The organism is Criblamydia sequanensis CRIB-18 (assembly GCF_000750955.1).
Lineage (GTDB): Bacteria > Chlamydiota > Chlamydiia > Chlamydiales > Criblamydiaceae > Criblamydia > Criblamydia sequanensis.
Genome location: NZ_CCEJ010000004.1, coordinates 13588 through 29198, shown reverse-complemented (window position 1 = coordinate 29198; position 15611 = coordinate 13588). Strand labels below are relative to the sequence as shown.

Below are 15611 nucleotides of genomic sequence, written 5' to 3'. Positions count from 1 at the left end.
TAAGTAAACTTAATATTAAAATAAAAAGTCTAACAAGAAGCAGGTAATGTTTGTTGTGGAGATAAAACTTTTAAAGCCTTGAAGTTTTTCGTTTTTCGTCCTCTAAATTAAAGGTCCCGGATGACTTATTTCCTAAAAATTCAAGTCTATCCTGCCGGGCGATAAAGTTCCCTCTATTCGAGGAAAAGAGGTCTTGCCTAACTTTCGAGCAATCCTTAGAGCCCAAGGAATGGCTGGATTTAGAAAGGTGTGCTTGTAAAAGGACGAAAATCGCCAAGGAAAGACCCTTGGCGATTGATTGAATTAGATCGTTGCCGGCAGTTGAAATTGAGGGGGAAGAGCGAAACGGCCTGCTTTTTGACCATCTTCGCTTGCTCGATAAGCTTCGACTTTTCTTTGCCACTCTCTCATGCTTACCGGGTGTTGAACCACGACCGGCTGGAAGATATTCCAAAAGCTTGGGAGGAAACCGTCATACTCAGTGCCAAAAAGTTGAGAGACTTTAGATTCTTTAGCATGAATCTGTCCAAAAAGCCTTAAAACAACTCCTAAGAAGAAGTCGGCGATGTAGGTAAAAGCAGCTCTTATAAAGCCCGGAACAAATTTTTGATAAAAACGGATAATCGATTTACTAAACAAGTTTTTGCCAACAAAAGTTGCCACTGTCATTTCGCCCTCGGCTTTTATTCCAAGCTTTGAAGCAAAGTGTACCGCATGTCCTTGGCAGGTAAGACCTGTTATGGCGCAGAAAGGAATGCCTTCCTTATTCATTTTATTAATTTGACCTTTTATGGCCTTGTGCTGCTCTTTTGATATTTTAAATTCAGTTGAAAGCACATTATTTTCTTTTTTCTCTAAAGAAGTGTATTCATCCGGGACGACAGCGGCTCCATTAAGCATCATTTTGCTGCCCTGCAAGACCCCTTGAAATGGCGTTATGGCGGGTCTAACAACACCCCAGGAGTAAACTTTACCGTTTGGTTTTTTAAGTTCTATCCAGCAATGGTCGCCTGTAAAACGAGGTTTTACTTGCCCCTCTTCTCCTTTAACTTGCTTAGCTTCCTCTAAATCTTTTAACGAAGTGTTGATTTGAAAAACGTATTCATTGTCATACTCGGAAGGATCTACCGTTTCATGGGAAAAAAGGTGTGTCGCATTTTTTTGCGGTTTTAAGATAACGCCTTTTTGAATAATGCTAGCCCCATTTAATCTCATGGTTCTTGGATTTACAACAGGAAGACCTTTAAAAGTCCCTTCTGTATGTTTTTTCTTTAAAAGCTTTCTAAAAGGAATCATCCTGTCATTAAAAAGAACACTTGGATGGCCCTCATCTGTCATCGTAAAGACTTGATTATAACGAGTCGCTTTATAATGCCAATGGTTGGCTTTTATGAAAGCTTCATAGCCTGGAAAGGCTTCTAAATCATCAGCGCTTATACCAAGACCTAATCTTAAGGATAGAACCACTCTTTCAATACGCTCAGCTGCAGCTTTTAAAGCAGGTGTTAAATCTTTAGATTGGCGTAATTTTCGGATGGTTTGCTGCGCTTTATAAGTTAGGTCATAAGCCTCTTCATTCTGAGCGATAAAATTGTTATCCGGATCAAAATCCTGGGAGCCCATAACTGTATCAATGTCTTTAAGATACTGGACAGACCTTTCAACTGTTTGCCAATCTTTTTCTCGTGCGGGCCCATCTGTTATCTTTTCTTGATCAAAATTGAGGCCATTAAGGTTTGGCTGATATTGATTATGAAGGCTAATATTCATATTTACCTGTTTTTATTTTTTATTAAATCTTCTAACACCTCGGCAAGGGGGGGAGCTTGCTCCTCACGGACAAGTTTTCTTTCCTGAACTCTTGTAAGAGACGCCTTTAATTCGCTTTCAAAATCGGTCTCTTTTTTGAGCTCAAGCCCTCTTCCTGATTTTAACATTTCATCTAAGTTGTCATTCTCCCATGGTAATAGAGGTTGTCTATGGTCGATGAGGAGAACTTTATTTTTAATTTGTGTTTCAACAATTGTGGATCCGCCCGGCTTTGAGAAAACAACATCGCAAAGATCATACATTTTGCTAAGCTCGCCTTCGCCAACAAAGTAGGGGCAAGCGAGGGTTCCGGCAGCCGGATCTTTAACAAGCTCAATGGTTACAAGAGGATTTGAGCCCTTATAATAAGCCCCTTCCTTTTTGAGGATACCTTCTTTCACGAGCCTATCAAACCTCGTTCCAAATTCTGTTGAGGCTCCGAGAATCAAAGATAGGTGGATTCGTTTATCCCAAGTTTTGCTAAAGCATAATGCCTCAGGGAAAGGAAAATGGCCTCCATTGCCGCCCGCCATAAACATAACCACAGGGTCATCTTTACCAAGGTTTCTCTCTTTCCTCATTTTTTCAATCTCTGCCTCTTCCGTTTTCTTATAAATAAGAGGTCTTGCAGCCCCGGAAGATACTTTGACTTTGGATTTATGGATTGGACTTGCTGTTTTTAAAGAAATTGGCAAATTAGAAGCTGTCACCACTGTAAAATTCGGATGTGAAGGCGGAATATCGCCAAAAAGCTCTTCCATCTTAGTGTTAAGGTCGGTCGCGATATAAGTTACGGGCAGCCCCATTTCTTCCGCCACTTCCAGAACCGCTTTTAAATCCATATGGTAAAAAGCAAAAATTTGATCCGGATTTTCCAGTAAAATACGCTTTCTTAAAAGCTCTTTCTCGTAGGAATCGACAGGGGCTTCTGCCCTATTGCTTTTAAAAATTGAAAAAATTGAACCTAAGAAGCTTTCAAACCATTTGAATATGCGCGGCAAGATGAACAATTGCTTTCTGGCAATGTAATTTAAGGCGTCTGTCATTCTCCAATCCTGACCGAACTTTTTTCCAAGATTTTGAATAAAAGAAGCCGGGAGTAAGACATCTGTTGTCAAATCAGCGCATCCAAAATGAATGTTTCTATTTCCAAGAAGTTTAGCGACCCCTTGGCATGCCATATTATGGCCTGCGCCAAAACTGCAGGTAAAGCCTAAAATCGCAGGCTTTGCCACACCTTGGATAATCTCTTTTTGTCCCTTCTCTGAGTCTTCCAAGTCCTTAGCTTTGGCTTTAAGCTCTGAAACTTTAGCTTTTAAAGCCGCTATCTTTAATTCTATTTCACCTAGGCGAGTTAAATCAGTGACACGGCCGCGTTCGAGTTTAAGTTCTGCTTTTTCATCTTGCTGCTTTTTTATATTCGCTAAAAGGTTAAGCCTGCTTCTTGAGATATCGACTATTTGCCTTTGAATGATATCTTGTTTTGGCAGATCGATCTGCTTAATTTTTCTATCGGCAAAAGAGAAGTGACAGCCGCAAAGAGAGTGTTCATGATCTTTTTCATCTTGTTTTGAAACCACTTCATGATCAATTTCTTCTGAGTTGAGAGTGTCGCTGATATTTCTTAGTCTGCCTCGGATTTGGCCTAAAACCTGTCTAAAGCTATACTCTAGCTTGGGGTTGTAGGCGAGGTCAATTACGGCTGCATCTATAAATCTAGCTTCTAGGGCAAATAATTCCCTTTTATCGTTTTCTGTTATTTGACCCGTCCTTAAAACGGACTCTTGAACTCGAGTTAAAAAACTGAGTGTGTCTTCATAAAAATAAATGGAATTTAATAGCTTCCCAATCTCTTCAGTGCTTTTCTTGCCATCTATTTGATCTAAGGTTTCTAAAAGCTCTTTCCAAAAGTACTTACCGATTTTTTCGCCATTTTCATCTACTTTTTGAGCCGCCAATTCTTTCATTCGTGATAAGAAATTTTGAGGATCACTTAAACCCTTCCTTAGGCTTTTTGCTTCCAAGCTTGAGATTTCTCCATTAACTCTTTTCTTCTCAATCCAGTTTGAGATCAAAGTGATGGAGCGTTCTTTTAAAATAGATTGATAGAGTTCTTTTTTCTTGTTTTCGGGAGTTAGCACCCCTTCACTAAAATCAGAGAAAATCTTCTGAATTCTGGACGCTTGTCCTTTTAAAATAGGGGAATCCTGTAGAAGAGTCACATGTTGTAATTCGTAAAAACTTGCAATTTGAAGATGTTCTTTTAATTTTTTAAAGCCGAGATGGGGTGACTTTTGAATTAATTCAAGAAGCTCCGGCTGATTTAGGCCTTTTGTTTTGCTTTCAGGTAAAGATGAGAGAAGCTCTTCTGTAATTCTTTTTAATTCGTTGCTGTCGGCATGTAAAATCATTAATGCATTTCCGTAGTCGGACGGAATAAGGCCTCTCCATTTTAATTCCTGGAGTTCATAAAGTAATTTGTTATGATTTTCCATGCTGATTCGCCTAACGATAAGACGTATAACAAAAGGAATCAGCGTGCAAAGGAAAACAATGTCTACAACCAAGCGACCTAATTTTTTGAAAAATGAGGGTTCTTGCGGAGCTTTAGGGAGAGCCACATTAAGGGGAGGTGTTTTAAGATCGTTAGATAGGGGAATAGGTAAAACAAAGGAAGGGATAGGATTTATATTTGTGACCATGAACAATCTCTTTCAAAAGTGAAAAATCTTAATATAAAATATAATAAGCAAACTAAGTGTATAATAAGATTATTAAGGAATTATAAATATGAAAGAACATATTTTAATTTTAAACTAAAACTAAGGTTTTGGTTGATTTAATAATTAAAACTTTCAGGCTGAAAGCATACCTTGTTCTTACAATCCGAAGCAAGAATTCTAAGAAGGGAAAAAGCTACTTTTCCTGAACTTTAGCTAAGTATTGGATTGATTTTAAAAATAACAATTTGCAGATTGCCGGAGATCCGCTCCAACCCCAGAAAAATCGTTTAAGAATAAAAAAAGCAAAAATCATAGGAAAAAGAAAGAAGCCTCCAAAAACACGAACTTTTTCAAGATGGGAGCTTTCCTTTAAATATTCTTCTATAGCCATAGTTTCAGACTCGAAGTTATTATTTTTAAAAAAAAGATGGGTATGGGTCGACTTAAGCGCTAAAGGGCTTTTCGACTCTCTTGGCGATAGGAGGACCACTAAACCTTTAATCCCACGCGCATTTTTTCCAAGAAGGGAGTTGCCGCCAAATTTCGGAAACAAATCTTTACGATTAATATAGTGCTTAATCGATATCTGATTTGTTTGACACCAACTTGCAAATTTTTCCGTGGATTCTTCATCAATTTTCGGGGTATCAAAGGTTCTGATTTTAAATTTTCGATTTAGGGAACGACTATTTTGGGTTAAAAAGAATTCTAGGGAAGCAAACATAGAGAGACATCCTCCTAAGCTATGCCCTGAAACTAAAATAGTTTTATTCGAAGAAGAAAAAATCCGGTTTTCCTCATGCCTGCTTGCTTTTTGCCAAAGAGAACCGGGAGGTTTAAGAGGGTAGAGATCGGAGAGTAAACTTCCTAAAGCTCCGGTCATTGAGGGGTCAAGAGAGGTCCCTCTGAAAACAAAAAGGTCCTTCAGCTCTTCAAAAACAGACCGAAGGTAGTATCCCAATTTTGACTTTCCGTTTGCAAGTCTCATGTCTACATAATAAAAAAGAGAAGCCTCTTTATCAGGATAAGGGATAAAACAGCCTTCAAAAAGTTCTTTTTTTGATAGGCATTTTGTCATTAATTCTAAAAAAAATAATTCGAATCTTTCTTCAGAAATTCGAAAAGGAGCATCCCAAATTGTTTGATAAAGATAAAGCCGCTCTTCGTCAAGAGAGGAGGGATTATATATTAATTGAGCCCTTAAATTGGATTGAGAGCCATTTACAATCCCTTCTTTTCTTGTTCCAAGAAAAGAAGATTCGAGTTCATCAGAGCTTAAAAAAGCAAGCTCTTGGATGAAAGATTGAAGCTCCAAGGGCAAATCTAAAAAAGAATCAGCAAGGTTTGATAAAAAGAGCTCCCTGATTTTTTTTTGAAGGTCTGGGTCTTTAAAGTTCGGATATTTAGCTTGTAATTTTTTTAATTCAAGAGAGGGCAGCCTTTCAATAGCTAACTTGTTTTTCGCTACTTTTATTAAACGTTTAAATGAAGCTTCAAGATCGCTTCTTTGATAGTCTGAAAGCCCGATTAAAAGGAGTTTTATATGTTTTCTTCTTAATGGAGTTTCTTTTTTAATATTTTCCTTAAAGGAAATTTTATATTTTTGAGTGACTCTTTTTACACGTTCTTTTCCCCATTCTAAAACTAATTCTTTCTTTAAGGCTACCCAGGCCTCTTTATGAACTTCTTTTTCTTTGGATAATAGGCCTTGAGAAGCCGCTTCAAAAGACTTATCCTTAAAAATAAGGATATCTGTTTCTTTGCAAAAAGCAGCGACTTTTTTATAGCTAGCCAGTTTTAACCCTATAATTGTCTGATAGCATTTTCTTATGAACCTTGCTTTTAAAGGTTTTTCAAATTGGATCTTCTTTTCAAGTTTATTGAAGATTTTGAGGTCATTCAAAACGCTAGAGTCCCCGCTTAAAGACAGAACCATCCTTTTAAAAATTTCAAGGGTCGTCCTATTTTCATCTCCGACAGGGTTTAGATTGATTAATTTGCATGAGTGAAAAGGGATGTAAGTTGGGGATAAAGATCTTGGCTTTCTATGAAGGGCGATTGAAAAACCGCCTTCTTTATTTTCTTTTAGCGTAACTTCCGTCTCTCCGGGACAGTAACTCATCTGTTCAAATATTTCGTGGAGGCCAACTTTTAACATAAAAAACTATCCCACCGCTCGTTTGCTATCAAGTCTTTTGCTTGATAATTTTAGTGTTATGTAAGCTAGATTTCTTTATTCTATTAGATGTAATTTACAACTTTACTCTTGGATACTATGACTCGCTTCTTTAAAAAAAAACCGCAAAGTGAAAAAAAACAATCCTCGTCCTCTGATTGGGTTATGGGAAAACACTCTATTGAAGAAGCTTTAAAGTATAGCTCCCGCTCTATTAAAGAAATTTTTATAGCAAAATCGCATCAAAGGGACGACCCGATTGTTCGCGCTGCTGAAAAAGAAGGGATTCACATTAATTGGGTTTCAAAAGATTATTTAACAGAACAGCTGCAATCAGACTCTCATCAAGGGTATGCGGCCAAGGTTAAACCTTTTTTCTATCATGACCCTCTGGAATTTATTGAAAAAACGACTAAAAATGCTGACGAAAGCCAGTTGTATGTGGCTCTAGATTCCATCTACGACCCGCATAATTTTGGAGCCATTCTAAGAGCTTCAGAGTGTTTTGGAGTTTCGGGGGTGATTTATTCCAAAAATAGGGGGGTTGACTTGACAGCTGCGGTTAGCAAGGCAAGCGTTGGGGCCTCTCTTTTAATGCCTTTATTAAAAGTTTCAAATCTTGTTGAGGCTGTAAAAAAATTTAAAGAGGAGGGCTTTGAGGTAATAACTGCTGAAATTTCAAAAGAGGCAGTCCCCTTGGATACTTTTACATTTAATAAGAAAACTTTGCTTATTCTTGGTTCGGAAGGAGAAGGGGTTAGAACTTTATTAAGCGAACAAGCCGATAAAAAATTGTATATAAAAATGTTTGGGAAAATAGATTCTCTAAACGTATCACAAGCAACAAGTGTACTTTTATTTAATTGGAGAGTAAGCCTTTCAAGAAATTCTTAAAACATTACGATCATCTTAAATCATTAAGGCTCTATGTTTTAATATAATTTTAATAGATAAAGGGAAGTTGAGATATTAATTTTTTCTCGCGAAAAATTGGCCGATTGACAATATAGGAAAAAAGAGCGTTTTAATCATTTTTTTTGAAATGATGACGCATGTTTTTGGATATAATTAATTTAGATTCAAAAAAGCATAAATTTTGTTGTTTTCTCAGAACATCCGCCCCTTATGGTCTCAAAACTCCTGCCGAGCGATCTAGTGAAAGGAGGTTTGAAATGTTTAATTTTGCAAAGCTTCGCGTCCTATTTTCTTTAAGTTTATTAGTCTGCATCTTAGTTGCTTTCTCAATTGACGGTTTTTTCGTGTCAAAAGAGTCCCTTTCCTGCGGAAAATGCTCCGTCGAAGAAAAGCAGTATATTTATGATATGAAAACCCTCGATTCGCTTTCTTACTATTTAAAAAATAATTCTTGAGCTGAACTTTTATTTTAAAGGCAGCTTCTTCGAGTCTTCTACAAAAGCTAAGAAGCTACCACTCATTAATCCCCAAAACAGGTCAAAGGCAAACATCAATCCTATAACCGTGAGGTTGGTGTCCGGGGTAAAAGCTGAAAAGTCTCCCAGGAGCCTGTTTTTAATAAATAAGTGAAAAAGAAAGGGGATAACGCTAATACAGGCTCCTTTTACAATAGGGTTTGAATTTAGAAAGGGGAGGAAAAATAAGAGTCCGAATAGCCCGCCTGAGAAAAGATCTACTGAGAGCGCAATTAAATCGATTTCAGGTGCGAACTCAACTCCCAAAATGCTTTTTACAGGAAGAGTGCCAAAAATCAGTATAAATACATCTGTTACAAGAGCTCCAAAAACTCCCGCTAGAAAATAAAGTAATCCCTTTCCCATAGATATCCTTCTTTGAGTCTTTAGATGAATTGAGTTTTAGATTTTTTTCCTTTTTCGAGCAAGACTATCTATTGATGAGCTTTGACTTAGCTCATGCGAAAGAACATGTAGTTTCCAAAATGAACCCATTTCATCAGAAATATAGGGAAGTATTTCTTTGTATATAGGGGGTAAGTGAGGATACTCAGTATCGATAAAAACAAATCTGCCATCGATAGTTATCGGAATATTATCCGGCCTATAACTTTGACCGCCGCAATGCTTCATAATTTTGTAAAGTTCTTTTAAGTCTTGTACTTTTACCTTTGTCTTCCAAAATTCCAAACAATCAAGAGGGGAGCGCAAGGGCATTTTTTCAGCAACCAGTACCCAATGATTATCGATGCCTTCTTTTTGGTTATTAGGCAGGGGGTAAAGCCATTTATGAACCCCCCTAAATCGATTAATGTTATTTTTTTTTATGAACTTACGGATTTGAGAAGCTAGAAAAGCGCGTCTATAAAGCCATTTCCAATTAGGGTCTCCATTTTTATTTACAGGAACAGAATCCAAGAAAACTTTGACGACAAACCCACCAAGTTCAGGGTGGGTCGCGACGATAATTTTTTTTTGCGGAAGGTCCGAGATAATTTTAAAACCAGCCTTTAGAAAAGTTTCCAAATTAAAGACGACACGATCCTGGAATAATTTATCCAGAATAGGTTTTATAGGATGGTTGTCTCTCATTAAGAAGGGAAGGCAAGCCTTTTTTTCAGTAGAACTGATAGCAATATTTGATTCTACTCTTTCAAGAAGAGGGTGTTCTGGGTAAACGTCTTGAAAAAAGAATACTAAACTTAATAATAAAATATGAAAAATTACAGGTTGCATGTTTATTCCTTAAAAGTTCTCTCAAATATACCGTCAAAGCTAAAGAAATAAAATAAATATAAAAATAGTATTTTACCCTTGACGTTAACTTTTTAAACTTTGTTTAATAGCTTAAAAATAGGTGTAAGAAAATGAAAAAACCGAAAATTTTATGTTTTGCAGGAAGTTTAAGAAAGGATTCTTTCAATAAGAAACTACTTCGTAATGCAGCTCTTGGGGCCAAAGAAGAAGGTGCGGATATTACAGTCATTGATTTAGAAGATTACCCGTTGCCGATTTATAATCAAGAAGATGAGGATAAAAATGGCCTTCCTGAAAACGCCCTGACCCTAAAAAATTTGATGAAAGAGCATCAGGGTTTACTTATTGCCTCTCCTGAATATAACAGCTCTATTTCAGGCGTTTTAAAAAATACAATCGACTGGATTTCAAGACCGCATCCTAGCGACAAAGTTTATCTTGAACCCTTTATAGACAAGGTGGCAGTTATCATGAGCGCCTCTCCCGGCAATCTAGGAGGTTTAAGGGGACTTGTCCACTTAAGGTCACTTTTAGGAAATATCAATGTGATTGTTTTACCGGAACAGCTAGCTATACCGAATGCTGGAGAAGCTTTTCTTGAAGATGGTTCCTTTAAGGATCCAAAAAAGCAGGAAAGCGCAAAAAAAATGGGTAAGAAATTAGCGGAATTTCTGAAGAAGCTGGAAAAGTAGAAGGGACTAATTTTTTTTACGTAGAAATCTTGGAAGAAAAGCCAAACTCAGAAAGTCCGGGAATCCAAAGTCACTCATCCAAAAGATGAATGTCACTTTTTTATTCTCTTGCTTAAGGAGTTAAGGAATCTCCGCGCAAATAGGGGTTTAAAGACTCAATCCGTTTAATACCGTCTTTGGTAACAACTAGGCGGTATTTTTTTATATCGACAGATTGTTTATTGTCTTTTTTTGAAAGTCTTCTTAAAACAATATTGATGTGATAGACTTTTGGAAAAATAATTTTTTCTAATTTTTGATTTTTATCGTTCACAGTCCAATAGACTTGCTCAGGGTCTCCTGCTTTTTCAATAAACTCATTTATATTCAAGCGAAAGATATTGTTTAAACCAATCGGCTTGGAAAAAATTTCCTGAAATGAATTTATCTTTATAGAATTTCTGTATAAGATCACACGTTCCGGCCTTTGAAAATTACTTAAAATATCATGAAAATCCTGATTTCTCAATTTTTTGATTTCGTCAGGAAGCTCATGTAAGTTTAAATATTTAAAAGACTCCTTGATGTTTCCAATTTTAGCTCCTTCTTTAGAATTGATTTTGGTTGAGTAGTCAGCCAAAAAAAAGACTGTCATCTTGTAGGAGATGCCTTTGATAATTTCTTTGATCCTATCTTTTAGGATATAGAGAACTACAGTAGTTAAGATAAATTCCATAGTATTGATCCCAAAGATCTTGCCCTGCCAAACAAATAATACAAAAAAGAAAAGCATGGCAATGCCGGCTGCAAAGCCTCCTATAAGGTGTTGAAACCTTTGCGGTGAAAACCGAAACGTTGAAAGGAGAAGGGCATCTAAGACAAATTTATTTAGCAAACTCTTCCGATAGAGAATATATTCTGATTTTTCTTCCGGCGAAAGAGAACGTTTAGTTTCATTAATTTCTTTATTAAAGAAATGTGAGATTTTTTTAACAGCCTTAATGATGCAAAGCTGCAGCTCGCTTCTAATGGGAATAAATTCAGGGTCGTTTATCTGTTCCAGTTTTTGAAGAAGGCCAGCTAAATAAAACTCTGTAGTGTCATAAATAAACTCTTCAATATAGTCAAAAGTCAACGTTAGCGATTTAAAAACGGGTTCTTTTTCGAAAGTTTGTTTGAGTTCATCAAAACACTGATTAAATTTATGGACATTCCCTAAAAGCTCAAAGAGTGTTTCATTAGCCTTTTTTTTGAGTAAAGAGGGCTTGTCTAACCCTCTATAACAATTTAGAGCTTGTTCTCTTAAAGTGCTTCTATAGATATTAGCCAAAAGCTTGAGCTCAAGCTCAAGCTTTGAGACTTCCTCATTCTTATGAATTTTTTCCAAAATATAAAACGGAGAGGCAGTGTAGTTCTTATTATTTAACTCATCGAAGGTAAAAACCGGTGTTTTATAGCGGATAAAATTGGTTTGATCGGCATAAAACTGTTCTTGCGGATAGGTGTTAGGGTTAATTTGGAGAGCATCCGGAATAAAAATATAAAATTCTTGAAGGGTATGGTAGGTTGAAGAAGTTGACTTTGGCTCAATATCAGACTTTAGCTCAAATTGCCAGCGGTCTCGAGTGTGGATATCTTGACTTTCCAATTCTCTTAAAAATTTGTCCATCTGATCACAAAATTAAATTTTTGCTCCCATCTCTATTCTCCATGAGAAAGCAAATGATTGTCAATTTTTTAGAGAAAATTTATAGTTTGTGATTCTTAACTTTATAAATTTTTAAGGGTTTATCCATTATGAAAACTAGATACCTAAATTTATCTCTTGATCTGACCATCCCAACCTTCTTAAAAACAATAGCTTGTGAATCACTTATTGCTCTTTCCGGCAGCCTTTTCCTAGCCCTTCTTTCGCAAGTATCTTTTCCAATCCCTTTTAATCCCGTCCCTGTAACTTTGCAGACATTCGGGATTTACTGTTTAATTATTACTCTAGGTCAGAAAAGATCTGCAAATGCAATCCTAGCTTATCTATTTGAAGCGTCCTGCGGCTTTCCTGTATTAAAGGGAGGGCTTTCCAACCCTTTATGGTTTGTCGGACCAACCGCAGGGTATCTAGTTGGCTTTTTTCTTTGCGCTGTCATTGCCGGCTGGGTCTATGAAAGATCAAAAAAAGAGAGTTTCATTCATACTATTCTATGCCTTTGCCTGGGTGAGATGATCATTCTAGGATCAGGTTCTCTTTTCCTATCCCTCTTCTTTGGTTTGAAAAATGTCTTTGCAATGGCTATTCAACCTTTTTTGTTTGGGGCTACCTTAAAAATCCTGGCAGCCGCTTCCTATGGAGCTTCACTTTATCGATTTAAGAGCCTATTTAAGTAATGACTCCGATTCGCGCCTATGCCGGAGGTCCCGGATTTAAAGGGATCTCCTTTGATAGCTTGCATAATGTAAGCTCAAAATTACGCTCAATTTTGCCTGATTCCGAAATCGAATATTTGGATGCCGACGCGCTTTCGAAAGCTTGCGAAAATAAATACGAAAGTAAGCGCCAGTTGATTGTCTTTCCAGGGGGCGTTTGCAGCGAATGGGACCCCTTTTTTAATTCGGAAATGCTCTCAAAAATACGCAAGGCTATTGAGGATGGGTCATCAGGACTTTTTATCTGTGCCGGGGCTTATTTTGCCTCCTCGAAAAGTTGTTTTAAGACAGAGTATGCTGTTTTTAAAAAGAAGAGAGACTTAAAGCTATATACTGGCAAAGTAAAAGGACCCTATTTTCCTGAAAAAAGCCGGCATGATGTCGAAAATGGTAGAATTGTACCGATTTTATGGGAGCAAACGAAAGAAACAGGGTTTGTTTTTATCAATGGCGGCGGGTATTTTAAACGACCCTATCCTGATACAGCAGAGGTATTGGCAAGTTATGAAGATGGAAAAGCTGCTATCATTTCACTCAAAGCAAGCCAAGGTAAAATTGTCTTAAGTTTTGTCCACCTTGAGTATGATGAGCTTGACCCTGAAATCTCTTCAGACAATCAAAGCCTTAGAAGTAAATTTGTTGAGTCTCAAAATTTTAGAAAAGCTTGTTGGACTTACATCACCGAAATTTTAAAGTAGATTTATCCGATGGCTTTTGCCATCGGACTTCTTTTGTTATTTAAGTAATACTTTTTTCAAAACAGAGAAAGCAAAAGACGCTATCATATTAGTTAAAGGTGTCCAAGGGCTTTGAATCACCACACACGCCACACCAAATAAAGTTGCGATCCTTACGCTTTCTTTATAGAGAAAAGCGATCGTCCAAAAAGTAAGTTTCGTGCCGCTGCCTGTCACACTAATCACTTTTAAAATAACATTTAAAGCTTCAAGAAGAGAGCTTCTATCAGCCGGCAATACAAATTGTATTTGTTTATGAGCTTCAGCAAGTTTTGTGACCGTTTCAAGCTCGATAATAAGTTTCTCTATTTCTGATTTCTTTTTGGGGTCTTTATCTATCTCAAGATGAGTAAGAGAATAGTAACTGTTTTTCGGGTCTACAACTTCCCATTCATCGCGGTTTTCCATTTTGGAAAAATCTGATAGGGGCGTCTCAGAAAGTTCATGCCAATTCTCATAAATCGTATCTTCTTCTTTTTGAAGGGCTTTTAATTTGGCTAATAAATCTTCAAGTGTCAGATGAGAGACGTTTTTTTCTCTAATAAGATTTTTTAGATCCTCAGACATTTTTTTATAGATTTCTTCAAACCGTCCTTCTAAGGAATAAGTAACTTCTTTGATGGCGTTTGTCACCAAATTTTCTAGATGGCGTTTATCTTCATGGATTTCTTGAATATTTTTCTTAAGCTCTAAGTTTTCATTTTCCAAACGTTCGATCAAAGCGGATAGCTGACTTGCTAATTTTGTGAGAACATCCTGCGACCCTCTTTGAGGGTCCGGGAACAGGAGAAATTGCAAGCCGACATTCTGTTGATTTTGATAGTATTTTTCCATTGCAAGAGGCATGTTAGAAGGGCATGATTCGACAATTGGATCAGGAGTCTCATTTTTATCAGGATCTTTTTGAGGAGTATTATAATCTTCTAGATAGCATAACGTTTTAGTTTGCAATTCCGGGCTGGCTTGAATCTTTAACATATAAATACCTTATCGAAAAATAAGTTACACCGGTGATATCGTTTATATTAATATAAATCAAATAATTTCGTTTTTTTAATTTAATAGTCGTAATTATAGTATTAATGCTTTTGTTGACTTTTGCATTGATGAACTATATTGGAAGAAAGCGGGTCTTAAAGTATGTCTATAAAGCAAAAAAAATGGCTAAGTACTTATGAAAGATAGCAATTCTTATGAGATCCTTCATCGCAAAATAAGATTTTTTGCCATTTTATTGGCAATTCTTACGGTTATCATAACGTTGCTGCAGCTTTACTTTGGAAAAAATTAGCTAGTCCTTTGCCTCTTCTTCTTCAAATTTTAAGCAAGAGGAGTTAATGCAATAGCCTTCATCGCAAACTTGTCCAAGATGGGATTCACATCTATTGCAGACAACCTCTTTTCGTTTAATAAAAAGCTTGTAGTCATCTCTTAGAGCCACATAATTTTCATTAAAAGGTTTTTCAAATTCGGGCCATCCTGAATTTGTGTGAAGCTTATCTTTAGATGTAAATAAAGGAAGGTGGCAAGCACGGCAGTAATACATTCCGGGACGCTTTTCATCCCATAAGTTTCCGGAAAAGGCTTTTTCTGTAATCCCTTTCCTTAAAGCATTAAAATGCGACTCAGAAAGGTGTTTTTTCCATTCCCTTTCATTTAAGGCAATCTTGCCACCTGGAATTTTCTCATTAAGAGGCTCAAGCCTTTCTTTTAAGGGGATTCGGGATTCTTTTTTAACTTGGGATCCTATTAAGTACCAAGTCATGAGCACTGTGAGAGCAATCAAGATAAGAATGAAAACTTGTTGTAGATTCATGAATTCCCCCTGTCTAAAACCACTTTAACGAGCAAGCCGCTCTAAGGTCAAATAAAAATTAGGGCCGCTTATCTAAAAATAAGAAAAAAGAACTTTTTCCAAGGAGATAATCCCTCGACTAGCTTATAATATCTGAAGAAGGTAAACTTAAACTTATTTAAATTAAAGGAGTCTTATGGGCATTCTTATCACTTTGATTTTAAACACAATAGCTGTATTTGCAGCGGCCTATATCCTACCCGGAGTTCGGCTTGAGGGGTGGACTACCGCAATTGTAGTTGCCATCGTTCTTGGAGCCGTCAATTCTTTTTTAAGACCTATTATTTTTCTTTTAACCATACCCATTAATATTTTAACTCTTGGTTTATTTACTTTTGTGATTATGGCACTTATGGTTTTGCTCGTAAGTTCCATAGTTCCAGGTTTTGAGGTCAGAGGTTTTTGGTGGGCTTTGGCTTTCGCTCTTGTTTTAGCTATATTTAACAGCTTTATTAATTCTATTACGTCAGCCTAATTAACAATTTAATTTGTTTTTAATTATGAATACACTATTTAAAGGTTATTGACTTGA

General features: G+C 36.7%; 14 protein-coding genes. 6 read left to right on the top strand and 8 right to left on the bottom strand.

Annotated features, from left to right (window positions below; translation table 11 throughout):
• Positions 1–303 precede the first annotated feature (303 nt).
• From CSEC_RS04895 to CSEC_RS04885, 3 genes are all read right to left on the bottom strand, one after another.
• Positions 304–1770, bottom strand: a complete 1467-nt coding sequence (locus CSEC_RS04895) for a hypothetical protein (RefSeq protein WP_041017338.1) — start codon at positions 1768–1770, stop codon at positions 304–306.
• 2 nt (positions 1771–1772) lie between these two features.
• Positions 1773–4511, bottom strand: coding sequence for a glycosyltransferase family protein (locus CSEC_RS04890; protein WP_041017337.1), 2739 nt, complete (start codon positions 4509–4511; stop codon positions 1773–1775).
• Between the two features lie 214 nt (positions 4512–4725).
• Positions 4726–6690 (bottom strand): lipase family protein, encoded by a 1965-nt coding sequence (locus CSEC_RS04885; RefSeq protein WP_041017336.1) that lies wholly within the window; start codon positions 6688–6690, stop codon positions 4726–4728.
• Between the two features lie 117 nt (positions 6691–6807).
• Here CSEC_RS04885 and rlmB point away from each other — a divergent pair, with 117 nt between their 5' ends.
• Positions 6808–7602 carry a 23S rRNA (guanosine(2251)-2'-O)-methyltransferase RlmB gene (gene rlmB / locus CSEC_RS04880; protein ID WP_053331791.1) on the top strand — a complete coding sequence of 265 codons (795 nt, stop codon included), beginning with the start codon at positions 6808–6810 and terminating at the stop codon, positions 7600–7602.
• 278 nt (positions 7603–7880) lie between these two features.
• Positions 7881–8078, top strand: a complete 198-nt coding sequence (locus tag CSEC_RS13110; protein WP_154017631.1) for a hypothetical protein — start codon at positions 7881–7883, stop codon at positions 8076–8078.
• Positions 8079–8087: 9 nt separating this feature from the next.
• Here the strand turns inward: CSEC_RS13110 and CSEC_RS12630 are convergent, their stop codons facing one another.
• Both CSEC_RS12630 and CSEC_RS04865 read right to left on the bottom strand, forming a co-directional pair.
• Entirely contained in the window at positions 8088–8504 is a 417-nt protein-coding gene (locus tag CSEC_RS12630) for a hypothetical protein (protein ID WP_053331790.1), read from the bottom strand.
• 36 nt (positions 8505–8540) lie between these two features.
• Entirely contained in the window at positions 8541–9374 is an 834-nt protein-coding gene (locus CSEC_RS04865) for an SANT/Myb-like DNA-binding domain-containing protein (RefSeq protein ID WP_041017333.1), read from the bottom strand.
• A gap of 131 nt (positions 9375–9505) precedes the next feature.
• Between CSEC_RS04865 and CSEC_RS04860 the strand changes: the two genes are divergently transcribed.
• The gene (locus CSEC_RS04860) at positions 9506–10087 is read left to right on the top strand and encodes an NADPH-dependent FMN reductase (protein ID WP_041017332.1); all 582 of its coding nucleotides are present in this window, start codon (positions 9506–9508) and stop codon (positions 10085–10087) included.
• Between the two features lie 112 nt (positions 10088–10199).
• Here the strand turns inward: CSEC_RS04860 and CSEC_RS04855 are convergent, their stop codons facing one another.
• On the bottom strand, positions 10200–11735 hold the full coding sequence (locus CSEC_RS04855) for a hypothetical protein (protein ID WP_041017331.1): 1536 nt from the start codon (positions 11733–11735) through the stop codon (positions 10200–10202).
• A 128-nt stretch (positions 11736–11863) separates the two neighbouring features.
• On the opposite strand from CSEC_RS04855, the gene CSEC_RS04850 reads away from it, so the two are divergent.
• Both CSEC_RS04850 and CSEC_RS04845 read left to right on the top strand, forming a co-directional pair.
• Entirely contained in the window at positions 11864–12448 is a 585-nt protein-coding gene (locus CSEC_RS04850; protein WP_041017329.1) for a biotin transporter BioY, read from the top strand.
• Complete coding sequence (locus tag CSEC_RS04845) at positions 12448–13185, top strand: BPL-N domain-containing protein (protein WP_041017328.1); 738 nt, start codon at positions 12448–12450, stop codon at positions 13183–13185. The genes CSEC_RS04850 and CSEC_RS04845 overlap by 1 nt, the downstream gene beginning before the upstream one ends.
• 36 nt (positions 13186–13221) lie before the next feature.
• Here the strand turns inward: CSEC_RS04845 and CSEC_RS04840 are convergent, their stop codons facing one another.
• Together CSEC_RS04840 and msrB are read right to left on the bottom strand one after the other, a co-directional pair.
• Complete coding sequence (locus CSEC_RS04840; protein ID WP_041017327.1) at positions 13222–14202, bottom strand: hypothetical protein; 981 nt, start codon at positions 14200–14202, stop codon at positions 13222–13224.
• Positions 14203–14515: 313 nt separating this feature from the next.
• The gene (gene msrB, locus CSEC_RS04835; protein ID WP_053331789.1) at positions 14516–15040 is read right to left on the bottom strand and encodes a peptide-methionine (R)-S-oxide reductase; all 525 of its coding nucleotides are present in this window, start codon (positions 15038–15040) and stop codon (positions 14516–14518) included.
• A 175-nt stretch (positions 15041–15215) separates the two neighbouring features.
• Here msrB and CSEC_RS04830 point away from each other — a divergent pair, with 175 nt between their 5' ends.
• Positions 15216–15554 carry a phage holin family protein gene (locus CSEC_RS04830; protein ID WP_041017325.1) on the top strand — a complete coding sequence of 113 codons (339 nt, stop codon included), beginning with the start codon at positions 15216–15218 and terminating at the stop codon, positions 15552–15554.
• Positions 15555–15611: the final 57 nt, after the last annotated feature.

Coding starts and splice junctions, on each gene's coding strand:
- CSEC_RS04895 (WP_041017338.1), bottom strand. CDS start 1,770: ATGAATATTAGCCTTCATAATCAATATCAGCCAAACCTTAATGGCCTC.
- CSEC_RS04890 (WP_041017337.1), bottom strand. CDS start 4,511: ATGGTCACAAATATAAATCCTATCCCTTCCTTTGTTTTACCTATTCCC.
- CSEC_RS04885 (WP_041017336.1), bottom strand. CDS start 6,690: ATGTTAAAAGTTGGCCTCCACGAAATATTTGAACAGATGAGTTACTGT.
- rlmB (WP_053331791.1), top strand. CDS start 6,808: ATGACTCGCTTCTTTAAAAAAAAACCGCAAAGTGAAAAAAAACAATCC.
- CSEC_RS13110 (WP_154017631.1), top strand. CDS start 7,881: ATGTTTAATTTTGCAAAGCTTCGCGTCCTATTTTCTTTAAGTTTATTA.
- CSEC_RS12630 (WP_053331790.1), bottom strand. CDS start 8,504: ATGGGAAAGGGATTACTTTATTTTCTAGCGGGAGTTTTTGGAGCTCTT.
- CSEC_RS04865 (WP_041017333.1), bottom strand. CDS start 9,374: ATGCAACCTGTAATTTTTCATATTTTATTATTAAGTTTAGTATTCTTT.
- CSEC_RS04860 (WP_041017332.1), top strand. CDS start 9,506: ATGAAAAAACCGAAAATTTTATGTTTTGCAGGAAGTTTAAGAAAGGAT.
- CSEC_RS04855 (WP_041017331.1), bottom strand. CDS start 11,735: ATGGACAAATTTTTAAGAGAATTGGAAAGTCAAGATATCCACACTCGA.
- CSEC_RS04850 (WP_041017329.1), top strand. CDS start 11,864: ATGAAAACTAGATACCTAAATTTATCTCTTGATCTGACCATCCCAACC.
- CSEC_RS04845 (WP_041017328.1), top strand. CDS start 12,448: ATGACTCCGATTCGCGCCTATGCCGGAGGTCCCGGATTTAAAGGGATC.
- CSEC_RS04840 (WP_041017327.1), bottom strand. CDS start 14,202: ATGTTAAAGATTCAAGCCAGCCCGGAATTGCAAACTAAAACGTTATGC.
- msrB (WP_053331789.1), bottom strand. CDS start 15,040: ATGAATCTACAACAAGTTTTCATTCTTATCTTGATTGCTCTCACAGTG.
- CSEC_RS04830 (WP_041017325.1), top strand. CDS start 15,216: ATGGGCATTCTTATCACTTTGATTTTAAACACAATAGCTGTATTTGCA.